This window comes from Pseudomonas alliivorans (assembly GCF_017826695.1).
Taxonomy (GTDB): Bacteria; Pseudomonadota; Gammaproteobacteria; order Pseudomonadales; family Pseudomonadaceae; genus Aquipseudomonas; species Aquipseudomonas alliivorans.
The window spans coordinates 281,273-298,601 of the sequence record NZ_JAFFZW010000004.1; the positions used below are offsets into that span (position 1 = coordinate 281,273).

The window sequence follows — 17,329 nt, forward strand, 5'->3', positions numbered from 1 at the left end:
ATACAAATATGATTTTGGACTGAGCGTTGAAGAAATCGGTATATCGGGTTATATCGATATATGGACCTGAGCCTGAAAAGCGGCGTACGCTTGCCACTATGAACTATCTGGCACATCTCCATCTCGGCGGTCATCGACCCGCCCAATTGCTCGGCAGCCTGTACGGCGACTTTGTCAAAGGCCCGCTGCCGGGGCGTTTCCCTGCGGAGCTTGAAGCGGCCATCCAGTTGCATCGCAGCATCGACGCATTCACTGACAACCATCCGTTGATCAAGGCGTCCATCGCCCGCTTTCCGACGCAGCGACGTCGCTACGCGGGCATCATGCTTGACGTGTTTTTCGACCATTGCCTGGCGCGTGACTGGCATCGCTATGCGGATCTGCCGCTGGAGAGCTTCACGCGCAAGGTCTACGGCGTATTGGCTGCCGAGCCACAATTGCCGGAACGGCTGGCGCTGATCGCACCGCGCATGGCGGCGCAGGACTGGCTGGGTTCGTATCGGGAGTTCGGCGTATTGGAGCAGGTGCTGAGCGGGATCTCCCGGCGTCTGTCACGGCCGGAAGGGCTGGCAGGCGGCATGCAGGAACTGCAGGCGCTTTACCAACCCCTGAGTGCGGATTTCGCTGAGTTCTATCCGCAATTGCAGGCCTTTGCTCAGGCTGCCTTGGCGGGTCGCGAGGTGACTTCGCTCGGCTGAGCGCTTTCGCCGAACAGCGCGATTTGAACCGCCTGTTGTGCCTTGTAGGCCAGAGCGGCGCGTTCCTGATCGGCGGTCTGGATGGGTGCGAGCAGGTGGATGTGCACATCGCTTTGCTCGTTGGCGAACAGGCGGCGCAAGTGCGACAGCAGGTCATCATCCCCAATGAACGGCGCAATCGGGTCAGGCTTACCGTCACGTGAATAGGCAATCGCGACCGGCTGAATCGCCACGCCCGCTTCGATGGCGCTCGACAACAGGCGACCATGGAAGGTGCGCAGGCTCTTGCCATCAGTGGTGGTGCCTTCCGGGAAGATCAGCAGCGCATTGCCCTGTTGCAGATGGCGGCTCATCTGCTTCTGGATCAAGCGACTGTCACCCGAACCGCGACGGATGAACAGCGTGCCGGCTTTCAGCGCCAGCCAGCCCGCAACCGGCCAGGTCCGCACTTCGGCTTTGGACAGAAACGACAGCGGGGCAAGCATGCCCAGCAGAGCAATGTCAGTCCATGACACATGATTGCTGACCCACAGCATCGGCTCACGCGGCAGCTCGCCAGTGACGGTGACGCGAAACGGCAGGGCATTGCTCAGACGCGCCATGAACCAGCGGCTCCAGCGCTGACGACGCTCCATGGAACTGCCGAACTTCAAGCGCTCCAGTACCGCAAAGGCCCCGGCAATCGTCAGCCCCAACGCAACCACCAACAGCACTCTGACTACGCGGGCATAGCCGCGTACCCGACTCATCACACCGCCGCCTTGAAGTGACGGGCGTAGCGTGGGCACAGATCGTCGCGCTTGAGCAGGATGAACACATCGGCAACCTGAAAGTCTTCGTCCCAGCACGGCTCGCCGCAGATTTTCGCACCCAGGCGCATGTAAGCCTTGAGCAGCGGGGGCATCTCGCAGATCACGTTGCTCGGAATGTCCAGGGCCGGCAGCGGGTTCTTCGGTTCGGCACGCAGGTGCTCGTTGCACAGGTAGCGTTCGCGCAGGCGCTGCATAATCGCGTGGGCCTGAATGCCGCCGTCCTGCATCGGGATACTCGCGCAGCCCATCAGGTAGCTGTAGCCGCCCTCATTGAGCACTTCGGCCAGCTCACTCCACAACACGGCGATGGTGCCGCCGTTGCGGTAGGCCGGATCCACACAGGTGCGGCCCAGCTCCAGAATCGGACCCTGCAGATGAACCAGCCCATGCAGACTGAATTCCTCTTCGCTGTAGAAGCGACCCAGAGTGGTGGCCGCCTTGTGATCGAGCAAGCGCGTGGTCGCCACCAGTCGCCCGGTGTTCAGGTCACGTACCCCGATGTGCGAGCAATGCACGTCGTAGTCGTCGATATCCAGACCTTGTTCTGCGCCGTTGAGGCGGGCGTTGAACTCCTCACTGAACACGCTGAAACGCAAAGCCTGTGCTTCCTGCAAGGCTCGTGCTCCAATCAGGCGCTCGGCCTGAAGACGGCGTTCAGAAGTGTTTTCACGAATGCGTGCGATCTGGGTCATACGAATCTCCATGAGCCAGCCTTGCGAAATGGCCGGTCGACTGAATTGTCCAAGCGCTTTGCTGTGGTTGCAGGCTAGGGAGATGGCGTGTCATGCCCATGAAGCTTTGGTGATGGTTGTGTGACGGCCGCAACGCGCGTGATCCGTCCCTCGTTCCGCGTCCGCCGTTGAAGTGACGCAGAGCGTCACGGGCTGCGTGCGAATGCTTAACAGAAGCACGAACACGCATTGCGCCGCACGACTGTCATAAACGCCTGCTACGGTGCCCGGATCAATTTGCGAGGACTCGTCATGCTGTCTCGATTGGCTCGCTTGTTTCTGTTGATAGCCCTGGGTGCAAACGCATTGAATGCACAGGCCGAAACCTGGCCCGGCGAGCAATGGTCTTCTCGACCGACCCCCCGCAGCGCCGCACTCGATGCACTGGAAACCTACGCCTTCCCGGCCCGTGACGAAGTCAACCGCACGGGCGTGCGCACCGATGCGCTGCTGGTGATCCGCAATGGCGAGATCGTCTATGAGCGCTACGCCGGAGTGACCACCGCAGAAACGCCGCACCTGACCTGGTCGGCCAGCAAGAGCATCCTCGCAACGGTGCTGGGCGTGGCATTCGGGGAAGGGCGCTTTCAACTGACAGACCCGGTGGCGAAGTTCTACAAGCCCTTCAGCGCTCATCCCGACGTCACCGTTCAAGACCTGATGCACTGGGCGTCCGGTCTGGACTGGCAGGAAGATTACGAATACGCGCCGCTCAATTCCTCTGTGGTCGCGATGCTGTACACCCGCGGTCGCGACGACATGGCCCGCTTCACCGCCGGCCACAAGGCCGCTACGACACCTGGCACGCGCTACCTGTATTCCAGCGGCGACAGCACCGTGCTGGCAGCCGCCTTGAAGGGCATGGTCGGTGCCGAGGCCTACCCGAGTTATCCCTGGACCGCACTGTTCGAACCGCTCGGCATTCGCAGCGCCGTCTGGGAAACCGATGCCAGCGGTACCTTCGTGGGGTCGTCCTACGCCTACATGACCGCCCGGGATCTGGCACGCATCGGCCTGCTGATGCAGCGTGGCGGGCAGTGGCAGGACAAACCGTTGCTCAACAAGGCATGGATGGACTTCGTACTGACGCCCTTCAACGGCGAGCAAATTCAGGCCAGGGTCGAAGTGCCGGGCGGGCAGTGGTGGCTCAACCGCACTGCCGACGGTGGCAGCGGCCCTTGGCCCGACGCACCCGCTGACACCTTCGCCGCGCTCGGCCATTGGGGCCAGGCGCTCTACGTCATCCCCAGCCAGAAGCTGGTGATCGTGCGCTACGCCGACGACCGCGACGGCAGCTATGACCACGACCAGATGCTCAAACGCATCCAGGCAGCGTTCGGCAAGGAGAACGGGCAATGAGTAATCGTCGAGCGTTCATCCTGCGCCGTCCGTTCACCAGTCTGCTGCTGCTGCTGTTGCTCGCGGCGCTGGCTGTACTCATCTTCCAGTACCGCGTCGCCCTGCAAGCGTTTCCGACCATCATCAGCGCGTATACCGCCAAGGAATACTGCTCGTGCCGCTACGTGGTGAACAACCCCGAGGCGTATTGCCGGGCCTATATCAAACAGTACGTGCCCAGCACGCTGATCGATGACCCCCAGCAGAAACGCGTGATTGCCAGCGGTCTTGGACGTGTCAGCATCGCCGCCTGGCAAGGGCCGCTGGAAGGTTGTCGTCTGTTGTCGAAATCGCCATAACAGACGCCGGACGAACGGAGCGGTTTGCCAGCGGTCTGACAGGCGGATAAGGTGCTCCTCAATTGCCCGCCCGGAGTCTGCATGCTCAACCTGCCTCGCCTGCTGTTGGTTCTTCTGGCCACAGCGGCGCTTCCCGCCCACGCCAGCTGGTATCTGGATAACGAGTCATCACGCCTGTCGTTCACCTCCACCAAAAACACCGACATCGCCGAAGTGCATCGCTTCCTGGTGCTGCACGGCAAGGTTGATGACAAGGGGCTGGCCGAGGTTGAAGTCGAGATGGAATCGGTCAGCACCGGCATCGCCCAGCGTGACGAGCAACTGCGTGATCAGGTATTTCAGACACGCCAGTTTCCCGCTGCCAGAATCAACGCCCGGCTCGACATGCGCCCCATCAACGCCCTGGCGCCCGGCGCACAGCTGGAGTTGCGCCTGCCGCTGTCAGTCAGCCTGCGTGGCAAGACCCATACCTACAACGCCGAATTACTGGCCACGCGTCTGGATGATCGACGCTTTCAGGTCGTGACGCTTGAGCCTTTGGTGGTTCACGCTCAGGACTTCGATCTCGTGCCGGATTTCAACGCATTGCGCACTCACGCAAGTCTGTCGGCGATCAGCCTGTCGGTGCCCGTCGGCGCCGTCCTGATCTTCACGGCGCGCTGATATGAGCAGTGCGATCTTTCCGTGGCGTGAAAACAACCAGTTCAAACTGCTCATCGACGGTCCGGCGTTCTTCCCGCGCATGATTGCTACCATCGACCGCGCCGAGCAGCAGGTCGATCTGGAACTGTATCTGGTCGAGGCGGGCGCCTGTGCCGATGCGATGGTGCGGGCACTGGTAGACGCAGCCCGACGCGGTGTCATCGTGCGCTGTCTGTTCGACGACTTCGGCTCCAAAGCCTTCGACGCAGGCCTGCGCAAACAACTGACCGATGCCGGTGTGATCCTGCGTTTCTACAACGCGATCCATTGGCGGCGCGGCCTGCGTAATTTCTATCGTGACCACCGCAAAATTCTGGTGGTGGACAAGGCCTTGGCCGTGGTCGGCGGCACCGGCGTGACCGATGAGTTCTGGGAGCCGGACAAGGAAGTCAGCCAGTGGCACGAGGTGATGGTGGAAATCACCGGTCCGCTGGTGATGGATTGGCAGGCGCTGTTCAACCGACAGTTTCACGTCAACCCGCGCCGCACCGCATGGCGACCGAAAGAGAACTTCGGCCTGACGCACCTGCCCAGCGTTCCGGTTTCCGGAGAAGGGCTGGGCCGCGTGGCCTACGCCGACTCACGTCAGCACCGCGACATCCTGCAATCACTGGTGCGCGCCCTGAACACCGGCCAGAAACGCATCTGGCTGGCGACGCCGTACTTCCTGCCCACTTGGAAAGTCCGCCGCTCGCTGCGCAGAGCCGCAGCGCGTGGCGTCGATGTGCGTTTGCTGCTCACCGGACCACGCACTGATCACCCGTCCGTGCGCTACGCAGGCCATCGTTATTACCCGCGCCTGTTGCGCGCTGGCGTGAAAATCTTCGAATACCAGCCGTGCTTCCTGCACTTGAAAATGGTTTTGATCGACGACTGGGTCAGCATCGGCTCGTGCAACTTCGACCACTGGAACCTGCGCTTCAACCTGGAAGCCAACGTCGAAGCCCTCGATCCAACCCTGACAAGAGACGTGGTCGCCAGCTTCGAAAAAGACTTCGCTCTGAGTGCCGAAATCACCCTGGCCGACTGGAAAGCCCGGCCACTGTGGCGACGCGTCAAGCAGCGCCTCTGGGGCTGGATCGACCGGCTGGTGGTCAACCTGCTGGATCAGCGCAACTGAAGGGAAGGGGCCAGCAACGGCCCCGAGTGCGTATCAAGCCAGCTGGACAATACTGTCGAGCGAGCGATCCACCATGGCCTTGGCCAGTTCCGCCATGTGCAACACCGCAAACACCAGATCCCGGCTCGTGCCCTCGGCATTGTCGCCCGACTCGTAAGCGGTGGTGATGATGCAGCGCAACAGGTCCGAGGCGTAGTTGAGCGCTTCTTCCTGGGTGACGGATTGGTTGATGGTGTACAGGGCGTTTGGTGGATCGGGGATGAGTTTTTGTAGCATGTATTAACTCCAGCAGATGATGAAGGAGCCGTCAGTTATCGCTACCAAACGATAAGGTGGCGGCCGTGTGCAAGTTGGTAGACCGGCTGCTGGCACCCGGTGCATCCGAAGATGCCATGCGCACGGCCACCATAATAGCGAGACGAAAAAACTCCCCTCGCAGAGGTGACGCGTTGCGCCAGCAAAGACAGGTCTACCAAACCCGATCGCTGATTTTGCAGCGACCGGGGAAGCCTAGAGACCGGAATAAGCAGGCGCAAGGGGTTGGGATTCTCTCGGAAATTTCACTCAACGGATAGAGAGGCATCCTGCTATTGGGCAGAGGGATGACGTTGAAGGGCCTGTCTTTGGAGCTGTCAGGCGCTTGTCTCCAGCGTTGGCAAGACGCCGTCCGGTAAGTATCGAATGTTGTTTCGGGCGATCAACGATCAGCCGCGTGTTTCCGATGCCGCCTCATCCCATCACCGCACAACGGATTGCGCCCGGCCAGTACGAAGGCGACGAAATTGATGCTTTCAGAGGGGGTGTGCTGGAGGGGGGGGCAGGGACGGAGGGCGCCGCCGTCCCCGCGCCCGGTCAGATCTGCGCCTGACCGCCGTCGACGAACAGCTCAATGCCGTTGACGAAACTGGCGTCGTCAGAAGCCAGAAACAGGGCGGCTGCAGCAATCTCATCCGGCTCGCCGACACGGCCCATCGGCACTTGCGACGCCAGGTAGTCGAGCAGCCCTTGCTGCTGGGCAGCGTCCTGACCGGCCAGCTCTACCAGACCGGGTGTTTTGGTCGCACCGGGGCTAAGGGTGTTGACACGCACGTTGCGGTCCTTCAAGTCCAGAATCCAGCTACGGGCGAACGCCCTGACGGCCGCCTTCGAGGCGGAGTACACACTGAACGCCGCAGTGCCCGAACTGCCCGCCGTCGAGCCCGTGAGGATGACCGAGGCGCCTTTGGCGAGCAGCGGCAAGGCTTTTTGAACGGTGAACAGCACGCCCTTGACGTTGCGGTCGAAGGTGTCGTAGTAGTGCGCTTCGGTGATGTCGCCCAATGGCAACATCGAACCGCCCCCGGCGTTGGCGAAGAGCACATCGATGCGACCTTTTTCTTCACCGATCTGCTGGTACAACGCATCGAGTTGCTCAAGCCTGGTTGAGTCAACCTTGACGCCGGTGGCGTTACCAACCCGTGAGACGGCGTTGTCCAGTTCAGCCTGACGACGGCCAGTGATGTAGACGTATGCGCCCTCTTCAGCGAAGCGTTTGGCGGTGGCCAGACCGATACCGGTCGTGCCGCCAGTCACCAGTGCGATTTTGCCTTCAAGTTTGCGAGTCATGGTGTTCTCCAGAATGTTGTCATCAAGTGAGAGATGAACTTCGGTGTGGAAGAAGCATATCGACGCCTGTGTCCTTTCAAAATAGAATTGCCTGCAAGCCATCATTGCAGAAATGAAATGAGCAATTTTCCTGACTTCGAAGGTCTGGCCATGTTCGCCAAAGTGGCTGAAGAAGGATCGTTCGCCGCGGCGGCAAGGCTGATGGGTGTGTCGGTGCCGACGGTGTCGCGCGCGGTCGCCCGTCTGGAAGAGCGCTTGGGCGGTCGCCTGTTCAATCGAACGTCACGTCAATTGGCGTTGACGGAGTTCGGGTCAAGCATGGCCGCCAAAGCAGGTGAGATTTACCGACAAGCGGAAGAAGTCGAAAGCGAAGCCCAAGACCTGTCGGTGCAACCACGGGGCCAGGTGCGACTCGCCGTGCCGATGTCATTCGGTTTGCGCTGGGTCGCGCCGCTGTTGCCCAAACTGATACGCCAATACCCTGAACTCTCCATTGACCTGCACCTGTCCGATGCCTCGGTCGATCTGATCGCCGAAGGTTTCGATGCAGCGCTGCGCATCGCCGTCATGCCCGATTCGTCACTGGTCGCACGCCGACTCTGCGCTGTCACGCAATTTGCGGTGGCCTCGCCTGCGTACATCGAAACCCATGGGCGTCCATCCCATCCGCGTGAGCTGGCAAATCGCATCTGTATGCGTTACGCCTATCGCGCCCGTACCCAAGTCTGGCGTTTTACTCACCAAGACGGCACGGAAGAAGACGTCATGCCAAGCGGACCTCTGCGAGTTACCAACTCGGATGCGCTGTTACCCTTCCTGCTGGAAGGACTGGCCATTGCCGAGTTGCCGGAATTCATTGCCAGCGAGTACCTCGCCGATGGCAGGCTGGAAGTGCTGTTACCAGACTGGAGCATGGCCAAGGGCGGGCTGTATTTTGTAACGCCGTCAGCCCGAAGCCGCCCGGCGAAGATCAGGGCATTGTCCGACTTCTTTGCCGAGCATCTGTCAGACCCTGTGTGGCAATGGTCACCAGACGATTCGCCGACAAAACGCAAACCTCGCCCTCAAACTGCCAGGATTACTCATCACGGTTGAGCGCATGCGGCAGGTTTCGGCGGCAGCTGCGTTCATGGCCCGCGCTACGTTAAAACCGATCAAAAATGGCAAGAATGCAGGGTCATTATGCGTTTGGTGGGTGGCTGCTGAACGTCCGCCTTTTGGCTGAACGCAGTCGTTCACGAATGGCTGCTGTTGGCCAACAGAAGCGGCCAGTCACGGTCTGCAGCGCTGATCCAAGGATGCGCCTGACAGCATCAACTCGTACCTTGGCGGTGATCATCGCGTGTCTCCAAACCGCGCGCTTTCGGCGTTTCAGGTAGAGGCGGACATCGCTGTCCGCTTCTGCACCGTGATCAGGACGCTGTCAGCTCAACCTGTTTGATGTTGGCGATTGGGCCCAGAAGCGAACCATCGAAATCAGCCAGAGGTGTTCCGCTGGCCAGTCGTTTTGGCAGGTCGGGATTGGCCAGTGCGGCTTTCCCGATTGCGATGACATCGGCGCCGTCGTCCAGGCTGCGGGACAGTTGCTCGGGTGTATGCAGACCGCCATTGGCGATCAGCGTCGTCGCGGGTGCATAGCGACGCGCCAGTTCAACCAGGCTGGCGCCCCCTTCGGAAAACGCAGGCTTGCAGGCGTCATGTTCGGTGACATGAATAAAGTCGACGCCTGCCTCGCGGAGTGAGCCGAAAATCATCTCTGCGGCGCGTTCCTGTTCAGCCCACTTGTGTTCAAAGTCATTGACCTTGCCTTGAGAAATTCGCACGCCTGTCGGCACTTTTCCTGCCGCAGCCTTCACGGCCTTGACCACTTCCAGGATCAGATTGATCCGCTGCGCCAGGCCGCCGCCCCAGCGATCGTTACGCTGGTTGGTGTAGTCAGTCAGAAATTGATCGAGCAGGTAGCCGTTGGCGCCGTGGATTTCGATCCCGTCAAAGCCCGCCGTATTGACCGCCAGCGCTGCTGCTCGAGCAAAGCCGTCGATAGCATCGGCAATGTCGTTTTCGGTCATCGCACGGGGCACTTGATAAGGCCCTTCACCGCGATAGAACGCCATCTGCTCTCCCTTGGGACGCAACGCCGAAGGGGCGGCTGGAGTGTCGACAAAACGGTTGCCCTGACTAAGCGCGCCGGCGTGCATGATCTGGGCGAAGACCTTGCCCTGATGCTGGTGAATGCCGTCCGTGATGGCTCGCCACGCGTGAGCCTGTGCGTCATCGGTAAGGCCGGGCTGGAACGCGTAACCCTGCGAGTGCTGCTGGTCGGTGTAGATGCCTTCGGTAATGACCAGTCCAAAGCCGCCGCGGGCAAAGCGTTCGTAATAGCGGACCATCTCCGGCGTCGCGTGTCCGTGTTCCGTCGCGCTGACACGTGTCATGGGCGCGACTGCGAAACGGTTCTTCAAGGAGCAGGCTGCAATATCGTAAGGCGTTAGAATCTTTGGCGGCAGCACGTGGGTTGTCCTCTTTTCGGATAGCCTTTACGGCGGGTCGAGGTAGATTAGGCCTTCAATCAGCGGCGCAACACCCTGCCAACTCGATAAGGCGCCTTAACGCAAATGGATATAAACCATGCAGATCTCGGACGTTGAGGCTTTTGCGGTCATTGTCGACAGTGGCAGCCTGTCCGGCGCCGCACGCCGTTTGGGGGTATCACCCATGGCCATTTCGCGCAGGCTGGCCGCGCTCGAACAGGCGTTGTCCGTCCGGCTGGTGCATCGGACCACGCGTTCGATTTCGCTGACACCGGAGGGCGAGACATTTCTGCCATTCGCCCATACGCTGCTCGACGCCAGCGCGGCCGCCAAAACAACGCTGAGGACAGGCGCAGGGTCGGTCAGTGGCGTCTTGAAGGTGACTGCGCCGACGGTCTTCGGACAAAGCGTCATCATGCCCCTGATCCCGACACTCCTGAGCGACCACCCGGCGCTGCGCATCGATTTGAATCTTTCCGACAGCATTGTCGATATCGTGGGGCTCGGTATCGACGTGGCGATTCGTATTGCGACGCTGCGCGATTCGACCCTGGTCGCTCGTCCCTTGGCCGCCAATCCACGCGTCCTGTGCGCAAGTCCGGGCTACTTGGCTGAACATGGACTGCCCGGCGTCCTTCACGATCTTCACCACCATCGGTGCATTGGGCTGCATGGCATGCCGCACTGGCCCTTTGTACGGGGTCGCGAACCGGTGGCGTTCAAAGGGGAGGGCATGTTTTCGGCCAATAGTGTCGAGGCCGTGCGCACCGCCTGCCAGCAAGGACTGGGACTGGCGCTGCTCACCTACTGGGACGTCCGCGAAGACGTCGCACAAGGCAGACTGTGTGTCGTGGAGCTTGAAGACGTGTTGCCGGAGCAGTTGGTGATCACCGCCGTATTACCCTCACGCCACCAGATTCCGCACCGCGTCCAGGTCTTTCTGGACTGCCTTAAGGCAACGTTGATTTAACCTGCATGACGGTCCTCGCTGATTGCAAAGGCCGGATGCTGGCCAGTGATGGCCTTCGAACCAACCTCCTTGTGGGCCATCACAGAAGAGTCAGGTACTGACGGGCACGACTTTTCTGGAGCAATTCCCATGGCTGATAAGCGAAAGATTTTCTGGTACGGCACGGCGGGCGATAACGTTATCGAGAGCTTTTCCGGCGGCAATGACGTCATCTACGGTGGGGCGGGCTATGACTACATTGCCCCGGATCGGGGTGGCAACAATGTGATTATTGGCGGAGCCGGGCGCGATGATCTGGTCGCCAACGGCACTGCCGTCTTCCGGTATCTTTCGCTGAAGGACAGTTACCTGAGTGCTGCTGGCAGCGATGAAAATGTCGACTGGATCTCGGGCTTCAATTCGAACAGGGACCGGCTTGATCTCACTGCGCTGGGTTTCACGGGGTTGGGTGACGGCACAAACGGCACGCTCAAGGTCAGCACCGAGGGTGATTATGATCACACGTTCCTGAGAAGCTACGAGGCCGATGCAGACGGCAATACGTTTGTGCTGGAGTTCTTTGATTCTGTGGACTTCAACGCCGCTAACTTCCAGCGTCTGATCGGCGGCAGCGAGGCGGCTGACACGGTTTCTGGAACATTGGCAGGCGCCGAGACGCTGATGGGCTATGCAGGCAGGGACACGCTGTCGGGCCTGGCTGGAGACGACCGTCTGGTGGGCGGTGCGGGTGGCGACACATTGACGGGCGGGGACGGGGCTGATGATTTTGTTTTCAGCGCGATCACGGACAGCGTTCACGCTACTTCAGGCATCCAGACGCGAGACCTGATCACTGATTTCAGTGCGGCTCAGGGTGACATCATCGACCTGGCCGGTCTGAACTTCACGGGGCTGGGTAACGGTTACAACGGCACCTTGAAAGTCGAACTCAATGCCGCTGGCACTCAGACGATTCTGAAATCAATGGAAACCGATGCCGCTGGCAATCGATTCGAAGTGTTGTTCAACGGTGACCTTACCTTGGATCTGAACCGCAATGCCTTCGACTTCGGTAATCCCACCGGGCAGAAAGTGGTCAACAGCCTGACGCAGGACAATCTGGATGTCGTCGGAACCGCCGGGAACGACACGCTCAATGGCGGTGACTACGATGATCAACTGGTCGGGTTTCAAGGCAACGACCGGATCAACGTCGGTGCTGGCGACGACGTGATAGTGGGCGGTTATGGAAAGGACACCATCAGTGGTGGGGCAGGTCGGGATATTTTCCTCTACTACAACGTCGAGGACAGTTACCGGACGGCAGATGGCAGTTATTCAGACCTGATTACCGACTTCGAAGATGGCGACGCCTTTTATATCCTCGATATAGGTTTGGAGCGTGACGGCAATGGTTACAACGGTACGCTGAAGGTTGAATACAACGAGGAGCAGGATCGTACTTACCTGCGTTCCTTCGAAAGCAACGCCAAGGGCCAGCAGTTCCAGGTGGCGCTCAGTGGCAATCATCAGAACATCCCTTTCCTGTTCGACGGGCTGTACCTGGATGAGTCGCCCATTCATATCATCGGGGTCGATCCGACGAAGCCTCTGGATGTGTTTGGCTGAATTGGAGCCCCTGTTTTAGCAACGATCAGGTGGCGGGAAAGAGCGTATTGATCGTTGGTGAGTACAGGTTGGTAGCAGGGCGATCACGCTTAACTGGACGTGATGTCCTGAAATCAGCCTTACAGACCTTGATAGACGCCGCTTTGAATGCTTGAACACACCTTACTCTCGTAATGCCTGAAGTCTCGCATCGGCTGTTGCGCGTCCTCTGGCTGCGTTTCGATTCCAGAAGCGGTACTTGTCTGATGGCAGTTGTTTATAACGCGAGCACTCGGTTGCTGTTCGAAACGGTGGGCCACTACCAAGACTTTGCCACGATTGACTCGATCATTCGGTCGGTTCGGTTTGATGAGAAGAAATAGATCGTTCCAACAGGGCGTTTGAAGATGAAATGAAAAACCCGGCGCTCGCCGGGTTTTTCATGTCTTGCTGTGCACGGTATGACTTACTGCACTTCCACCGCCAGACTGTCGCTGATCTTCTTCTGCCAGATCGCGGGGCCGGTGATGTGGACGGACTCGCCGTTGCTGTCGACGGCAACGGTCACCGGCATGTCCTTGACCTCGAACTCGTAGATGGCTTCCATGCCCAGTTCGGCAAAGGCAACGATCTTGGATTTCTTGATCGCCTGGGCGACGAGGTAGGCGGCGCCGCCGACGGCCATCAGGTAGACGGCTTTGTGGTCACGAATGGCTTCGATGGCAGTCGGGCCGCGCTCGGATTTGCCGATCATGCCCAGCAGGCCGGTCTGGTCGAGGATCTGACGGGTGAATTTGTCCATGCGCGTGGCGGTGGTCGGGCCAGCCGGGCCAACGACTTCTTCGCGCACCGGATCAACCGGGCCGACGTAGTAGATGAAGCGACCCTTGAGGTCGACCGGCAGAGTCTCGCCCTTGTTGAGCATCTCGACCATGCGCTTGTGCGCGGCGTCGCGGCCGGTGAGCATCTTGCCGTTGAGCAGGACGGTTTCGCCCGGCTTCCAGCTCTGCACTTCTTCCGGGGTCAGGGTGTCGAGGTTGACGCGGCGGGCCGATGGGCCGGCTTCCCAGACGATTTCCGGGTAGGCGTCCAGCGATGGCGCTTCGAGCGAGGCCGGACCTGTGCCGTCGAGCACGAAGTGAGCGTGGCGAGTGGCGGCGCAGTTGGGGATCATGCACACCGGCAGCGAGGCGGCGTGGGTCGGGTAGTCCATGATCTTGACGTCAAGCACGGTGGTCAGACCGCCCAGACCCTGAGCGCCGATGCCCAGCTGGTTGACCTTCTCGAACAGCTCCAGACGCATCTCTTCGATACGGTTCTGCGGGCCGCGGGCCTTGAGCTCGTGAATGTCGATGGATTCCATCAACACTTCCTTGGCCATGACCGCTGCCTTCTCGGCGGTGCCGCCAATGCCGATGCCAAGCATGCCCGGTGGGCACCAGCCCGCGCCCATGGTCGGTACGGTTTTCAGCACCCAGTCGACGATCGAGTCGGACGGGTTGAGCATCGCCATCTTCGATTTGTTTTCCGAACCGCCGCCCTTGGCCGCCACGTCCACTTCCACGGTGTTGCCCGGAACGATGGAGTAGTGAATGACCGCAGGGGTATTGTCCTTGGTGTTCTTGCGAGCACCGGCCGGGTCGGCCAGGATCGAAGCGCGCAGCACGTTTTCAGGCAGGTTGTAGGCGCGACGCACGCCTTCGTTGATCATGTCGTCCAGGCCCATGGTGGCGCCGTCCCAGCGTACGTCCATGCCGACACGTACGAACACGGTGACGATGCCGGTGTCCTGGCAGATAGGGCGATGACCGGTCGCGCACATGCGCGAGTTGATCAGAATCTGGGCGATGGAGTCGCGGGCGGCGGGCGATTCTTCACGCAGATACGCCTCGTGCATGGCCTGGATGAAATCCACGGGGTGGTAGTAGGAAATGAATTGCAGGGCGTCTGCAACGCTCTGAATCAGGTCGTCTTGCTTGATCACGGTCATGCGGCGCGCTCCTCTGTAAGGACGGGAACATTCAATTACGCTATCGGCGACAGTCGGGGACTGCGGCTTGAACCAGAGCTGTCAGGGTAGCCGTAGCGGGCGCAAAAAGGCGCGGCAGTATAACCTGCCCGACAGGCCAGTCTGTACAATCGCCGTTATTTTCTGCACGGGGCGCCTTGATGCCGCATTTGCACGTCGGTGACCGCAGCTGGGCGGTCAGCGAAGCCAGTAATCTGCTCGATGCCCTGAATCAGGCCGGTGTGTCTGTGCCTTACAGTTGTCGGGCTGGCAGTTGCCACGCGTGTCTGGTGCGCTGCGTGAAGGGTGATCCGCTCGACGCATTGCCTGAGGCGTTGCCTGCCGAAAAGCGTCAGCAAGGCTGGCGTCTGGCGTGCCAGTGCAAGGTGGTCCAAGACCTCACGGTCGAAGTGTTCGACCCGTTGCTGGACGGTATGCCAGCAACGGTCCAGGGCTGCGACTGGCTCAGCCCGACGGTGATGCGTTTGCGACTGGAACCGGGCAAGCCGCTGCGTTATCGCGCAGGGCAGCACCAGGTGCTGTGGACCGAGAAGGGCGTGGCGCGGCCGTACTCGCTGGCGAGCCTGCCGGGTGAAGATACCTTTCTGGAGTTTCATCTGGATTGTCGACAACCCGGCGCCTTCTGTGACCATGCGCGTCAGCTGCAGGTCGGCGATGAGCTGAGACTCGGCGAACTGCGTGGCGGGGCGTTGCGTTACGACCCGGACTGGCAGGACAAGCCCTTGCTGCTGTTGGCGGCGGGCACCGGGCTTGGGCCGTTGTGGGGAATCCTGCGCGAGGCGTTGCGTCAGGAGCATCAGGGCGCGATTCGGTTGATCCATCTGGCGCATGACGAACAGGCGCATTATCTGAAGGCCGAGTTGCAGGCGTTGGCTGTCCGGTGTCCGAACGTGCAGGTTCAGTTGATCACTCAAGAAACGCTTCAAGACGCGCTGGCCGGGCTGCGCATGCTGTCGCGGCATGCCATGGCGCTGGTGTGCGGCAGTCCCGAGAGTGTCGAGGTGTTTGCCAAGCGGCTTTACCTGGCCGGGCTGCCGCGCAATCAGTTGCTGGCGGATGTGTTTGTCGGGCGGGAGTGACGTGACGCGGAGCATCACGGGCTGAGTGCCCTGATCCTTCCAGTCCAGCGGGGTAACGCCTCTCGGGACGCTCTGCATCCGCTCTCAAGGTCCATGAAAAAGCCCCGGCTCTCGCGAGTCGGGGCTTTTGCATGTTGCGCTGTACGTCAGACCAATGGATCGCCGACGTGCAGGATCTTCATGCCGTTGGTGCCACCGATGGTGTGGTAGCTGTCGCCTTTGGTCAGGATGACCCAGTCACCTTGCTCGACCAGACCGCGCTTGAGCAGCTCGTCAACGGCTGCCTGACTGACCTGACCTGGTGGCAGGGCTGCCGGGTCGAACGGTACGGTGTAGACGCCACGGAACATCGCCGCGCGGGCCTGAGTGCCACGGTGCGGTGAGAACGCATAGATCGGTACCGAAGAGCGAATGCGCGACATGATCAGCGGGGTGTAGCCGCTTTCAGTCAATGCGATGATCGCTTTCACGCCGGGGAAGTGGTTGGCGGTGTACATGGCTGCCAGCGCGATGCTTTCGTCACAACGGGTGAACGAGTGGCCGATGCGGTGGCTGGAGGTCTTGCCGGTCGGGTGCTTTTCAGCGCCGACGCAGATGCGCGCCATGGCCTGAACCGCCTCGATCGGATAGGAGCCTGCCGCACTTTCAGCCGACAGCATGACGGCGTCGGTGTAGTCGAGCACGGCGTTGGCCACGTCGGACACTTCGGCGCGGGTCGGCATGGGGCTGGAGATCATCGACTCCATCATCTGCGTCGCAACGATCACCGCTTTGTTGTGGCGACGGGCGTGCAGAATGATGCGTTTCTGAACGCCGACCAGTTCGGCATCGCCGATTTCCACACCCAGGTCGCCACGGGCAACCATGACGGCGTCACTGGCGCGGATCAGTTCGTCGAGCACTTCGTCGTTGGCAACCGCTTCGGCGCGTTCGATCTTGGCGACCAGCCAGGCAGTGCCGCCGGATTCGTCACGCAGCTTGCGGGCGTATTCCATGTCGGCAGCGTCGCGCGGGAAAGAAACGGCCAGATAGTCCAGGTCCATTTCCGCAGCGAGTTTGATGTCCTGCTTGTCTTTTTCAGTCAGCGCAGGCGCTGTCAGGCCACCGCCGCGACGGTTGATGCCTTTGTGGTCCGACAGCGGGCCACCGATCAGGACGGTGCAGTGCAGTTCGTCAGCGGTCTGAGTGTCGACGCGCATGACCACGCGACCGTCGTCGAGCAACAGCTCGTCGCCCACGCCGCAATCCTTGACCAGATCCGGGTAGTCGATACCCACGATCTGCTGGTTGCCACCGGTCAACGGGTGAGCGGTGGAGAAGGTGAACTTGTCACCCACTTTCAGCTCTATCCGCTTGTCGGTGAACTTGGCGATACGGATCTTGGGACCTTGCAGGTCGCCCAGCAGAGCGACGAAGCGCCCGTGTCTGGCGGCGATGTCACGGATCAGTTTGGCGCGAGCCTTATGCTCATCCGGGGTGCCGTGGGAGAAGTTCAGACGAGCAACATCAAGACCCGAGAGGATCAGTTGTTCGATGACTTCCGGCGAGTTGCTGGCAGGGCCAAGTGTGGCGACGATTTTGGTGCGGCGAACGGTCATGCACAAACTCCTTAATTGAAGCGCAGCGAGAGGCTACTCCTGTCTGGGTCTTTAGTCATTGTTCCTTTGCACTACCTTGCTGCTGGCAGGCAGGGCAATCGGCTGACGGCCGGTGCTCGATCGGCCTGAAGAAATTGGATGTCGAGCCGATAAATGGCAGAGAACAGGAG

16 protein-coding genes are annotated in these 17,329 nt (G+C 60.4%); 9 read left to right on the forward strand and 7 right to left on the reverse strand.

Features of this window, described 5'->3' with window-relative positions:
- The first annotated feature begins 98 nt into the window (after positions 1–98).
- Positions 99–698 carry an acyl carrier protein phosphodiesterase gene (locus JTJ32_RS13830; protein WP_210042370.1) on the forward strand — a complete coding sequence of 200 codons (600 nt, stop codon included), beginning with the start codon at positions 99–101 and terminating at the stop codon, positions 696–698.
- Here JTJ32_RS13830 and JTJ32_RS13835 read toward each other — a convergent pair.
- The gene (locus JTJ32_RS13835) at positions 656–1,447 is read right to left on the reverse strand and encodes a lysophospholipid acyltransferase family protein (RefSeq protein WP_184321103.1); all 792 of its coding nucleotides are present in this window, start codon (positions 1,445–1,447) and stop codon (positions 656–658) included. The two genes, JTJ32_RS13830 and JTJ32_RS13835, sit on opposite strands and share 43 nt — an antisense overlap.
- Positions 1,447–2,202 carry an L-ornithine N(alpha)-acyltransferase gene (gene olsB / locus JTJ32_RS13840; RefSeq protein WP_099226249.1) on the reverse strand — a complete coding sequence of 252 codons (756 nt, stop codon included), beginning with the start codon at positions 2,200–2,202 and terminating at the stop codon, positions 1,447–1,449. The genes JTJ32_RS13835 and olsB overlap by 1 nt, the downstream gene beginning before the upstream one ends.
- A gap of 291 nt (positions 2,203–2,493) precedes the next feature.
- Here olsB and JTJ32_RS13845 point away from each other — a divergent pair, with 291 nt between their 5' ends.
- The 4 genes from JTJ32_RS13845 to JTJ32_RS13860 all read left to right on the forward strand — a co-directional run bounded on the left by JTJ32_RS13845 (position 2,494) and on the right by JTJ32_RS13860 (position 5,760).
- A complete protein-coding gene (locus tag JTJ32_RS13845) occupies positions 2,494–3,600 on the forward strand; it encodes a serine hydrolase domain-containing protein (protein ID WP_210042371.1) in 1,107 nt (368 codons plus the stop codon).
- The gene (locus JTJ32_RS13850; protein WP_210042373.1) at positions 3,597–3,938 is read left to right on the forward strand and encodes an amidase; all 342 of its coding nucleotides are present in this window, start codon (positions 3,597–3,599) and stop codon (positions 3,936–3,938) included. The genes JTJ32_RS13845 and JTJ32_RS13850 overlap by 4 nt, the downstream gene beginning before the upstream one ends.
- A gap of 81 nt (positions 3,939–4,019) precedes the next feature.
- On the forward strand, positions 4,020–4,601 hold the full coding sequence (locus JTJ32_RS13855) for a YceI family protein (RefSeq protein WP_184321097.1): 582 nt from the start codon (positions 4,020–4,022) through the stop codon (positions 4,599–4,601).
- A 1-nt stretch (position 4,602) separates the two neighbouring features.
- Entirely contained in the window at positions 4,603–5,760 is a 1,158-nt protein-coding gene (locus JTJ32_RS13860; protein ID WP_210042374.1) for a phospholipase D-like domain-containing protein, read from the forward strand.
- A gap of 33 nt (positions 5,761–5,793) precedes the next feature.
- Here the strand turns inward: JTJ32_RS13860 and JTJ32_RS13865 are convergent, their stop codons facing one another.
- Positions 5,794–6,036 carry a DUF6124 family protein gene (locus tag JTJ32_RS13865; protein ID WP_210042375.1) on the reverse strand — a complete coding sequence of 81 codons (243 nt, stop codon included), beginning with the start codon at positions 6,034–6,036 and terminating at the stop codon, positions 5,794–5,796.
- Positions 6,037–6,612: 576 nt separating this feature from the next.
- A complete protein-coding gene (locus JTJ32_RS13870; RefSeq protein ID WP_210042376.1) occupies positions 6,613–7,365 on the reverse strand; it encodes an SDR family NAD(P)-dependent oxidoreductase in 753 nt (250 codons plus the stop codon).
- Between the two features lie 117 nt (positions 7,366–7,482).
- Between JTJ32_RS13870 and JTJ32_RS13875 the strand changes: the two genes are divergently transcribed.
- Complete coding sequence (locus tag JTJ32_RS13875) at positions 7,483–8,460, forward strand: LysR family transcriptional regulator (protein ID WP_210042377.1); 978 nt, start codon at positions 7,483–7,485, stop codon at positions 8,458–8,460.
- A gap of 317 nt (positions 8,461–8,777) precedes the next feature.
- On the opposite strand, the gene JTJ32_RS13880 is transcribed toward JTJ32_RS13875, so the two are convergent.
- Positions 8,778–9,875 carry an oxidoreductase gene (locus JTJ32_RS13880; protein ID WP_210042378.1) on the reverse strand — a complete coding sequence of 366 codons (1,098 nt, stop codon included), beginning with the start codon at positions 9,873–9,875 and terminating at the stop codon, positions 8,778–8,780.
- A gap of 118 nt (positions 9,876–9,993) precedes the next feature.
- On the opposite strand from JTJ32_RS13880, the gene JTJ32_RS13885 reads away from it, so the two are divergent.
- Both JTJ32_RS13885 and JTJ32_RS13890 read left to right on the forward strand, forming a co-directional pair.
- The gene (locus JTJ32_RS13885; protein ID WP_099226242.1) at positions 9,994–10,866 is read left to right on the forward strand and encodes a LysR family transcriptional regulator; all 873 of its coding nucleotides are present in this window, start codon (positions 9,994–9,996) and stop codon (positions 10,864–10,866) included.
- A gap of 129 nt (positions 10,867–10,995) precedes the next feature.
- Positions 10,996–12,474 (forward strand): calcium-binding protein, encoded by a 1,479-nt coding sequence (locus JTJ32_RS13890; protein ID WP_210042379.1) that lies wholly within the window; start codon positions 10,996–10,998, stop codon positions 12,472–12,474.
- Positions 12,475–12,919: 445 nt separating this feature from the next.
- Here the strand turns inward: JTJ32_RS13890 and JTJ32_RS13895 are convergent, their stop codons facing one another.
- The gene (locus JTJ32_RS13895; RefSeq protein WP_210042381.1) at positions 12,920–14,443 is read right to left on the reverse strand and encodes a fumarate hydratase; all 1,524 of its coding nucleotides are present in this window, start codon (positions 14,441–14,443) and stop codon (positions 12,920–12,922) included.
- Positions 14,444–14,622: 179 nt separating this feature from the next.
- Between JTJ32_RS13895 and JTJ32_RS13900 the strand changes: the two genes are divergently transcribed.
- The gene (locus JTJ32_RS13900; protein WP_210042383.1) at positions 14,623–15,561 is read left to right on the forward strand and encodes an iron-sulfur-binding ferredoxin reductase; all 939 of its coding nucleotides are present in this window, start codon (positions 14,623–14,625) and stop codon (positions 15,559–15,561) included.
- A gap of 146 nt (positions 15,562–15,707) precedes the next feature.
- Here the strand turns inward: JTJ32_RS13900 and pyk are convergent, their stop codons facing one another.
- Positions 15,708–17,159, reverse strand: a complete 1,452-nt coding sequence (pyk, locus tag JTJ32_RS13905) for a pyruvate kinase (RefSeq protein ID WP_099226238.1) — start codon at positions 17,157–17,159, stop codon at positions 15,708–15,710.
- Positions 17,160–17,329: the final 170 nt, after the last annotated feature.

Bases quoted from the DNA above. Each gene is read 5' to 3' on its own strand.
- JTJ32_RS13830 (WP_210042370.1), top strand. From the start codon at position 99: ATGAACTATCTGGCACATCTCCATCTCGGCGGTCATCGACCCGCCCAA.
- JTJ32_RS13835 (WP_184321103.1), bottom strand. From the start codon at position 1,447: ATGAGTCGGGTACGCGGCTATGCCCGCGTAGTCAGAGTGCTGTTGGTG.
- olsB (WP_099226249.1), bottom strand. From the start codon at position 2,202: ATGACCCAGATCGCACGCATTCGTGAAAACACTTCTGAACGCCGTCTT.
- JTJ32_RS13845 (WP_210042371.1), top strand. From the start codon at position 2,494: ATGCTGTCTCGATTGGCTCGCTTGTTTCTGTTGATAGCCCTGGGTGCA.
- JTJ32_RS13850 (WP_210042373.1), top strand. From the start codon at position 3,597: ATGAGTAATCGTCGAGCGTTCATCCTGCGCCGTCCGTTCACCAGTCTG.
- JTJ32_RS13855 (WP_184321097.1), top strand. From the start codon at position 4,020: ATGCTCAACCTGCCTCGCCTGCTGTTGGTTCTTCTGGCCACAGCGGCG.
- JTJ32_RS13860 (WP_210042374.1), top strand. From the start codon at position 4,603: ATGAGCAGTGCGATCTTTCCGTGGCGTGAAAACAACCAGTTCAAACTG.
- JTJ32_RS13865 (WP_210042375.1), bottom strand. From the start codon at position 6,036: ATGCTACAAAAACTCATCCCCGATCCACCAAACGCCCTGTACACCATC.
- JTJ32_RS13870 (WP_210042376.1), bottom strand. From the start codon at position 7,365: ATGACTCGCAAACTTGAAGGCAAAATCGCACTGGTGACTGGCGGCACG.
- JTJ32_RS13875 (WP_210042377.1), top strand. From the start codon at position 7,483: ATGAGCAATTTTCCTGACTTCGAAGGTCTGGCCATGTTCGCCAAAGTG.
- JTJ32_RS13885 (WP_099226242.1), top strand. From the start codon at position 9,994: ATGCAGATCTCGGACGTTGAGGCTTTTGCGGTCATTGTCGACAGTGGC.
- JTJ32_RS13890 (WP_210042379.1), top strand. From the start codon at position 10,996: ATGGCTGATAAGCGAAAGATTTTCTGGTACGGCACGGCGGGCGATAAC.
- JTJ32_RS13895 (WP_210042381.1), bottom strand. From the start codon at position 14,443: ATGACCGTGATCAAGCAAGACGACCTGATTCAGAGCGTTGCAGACGCC.
- JTJ32_RS13900 (WP_210042383.1), top strand. From the start codon at position 14,623: ATGCCGCATTTGCACGTCGGTGACCGCAGCTGGGCGGTCAGCGAAGCC.
- pyk (WP_099226238.1), bottom strand. From the start codon at position 17,159: ATGACCGTTCGCCGCACCAAAATCGTCGCCACACTTGGCCCTGCCAGC.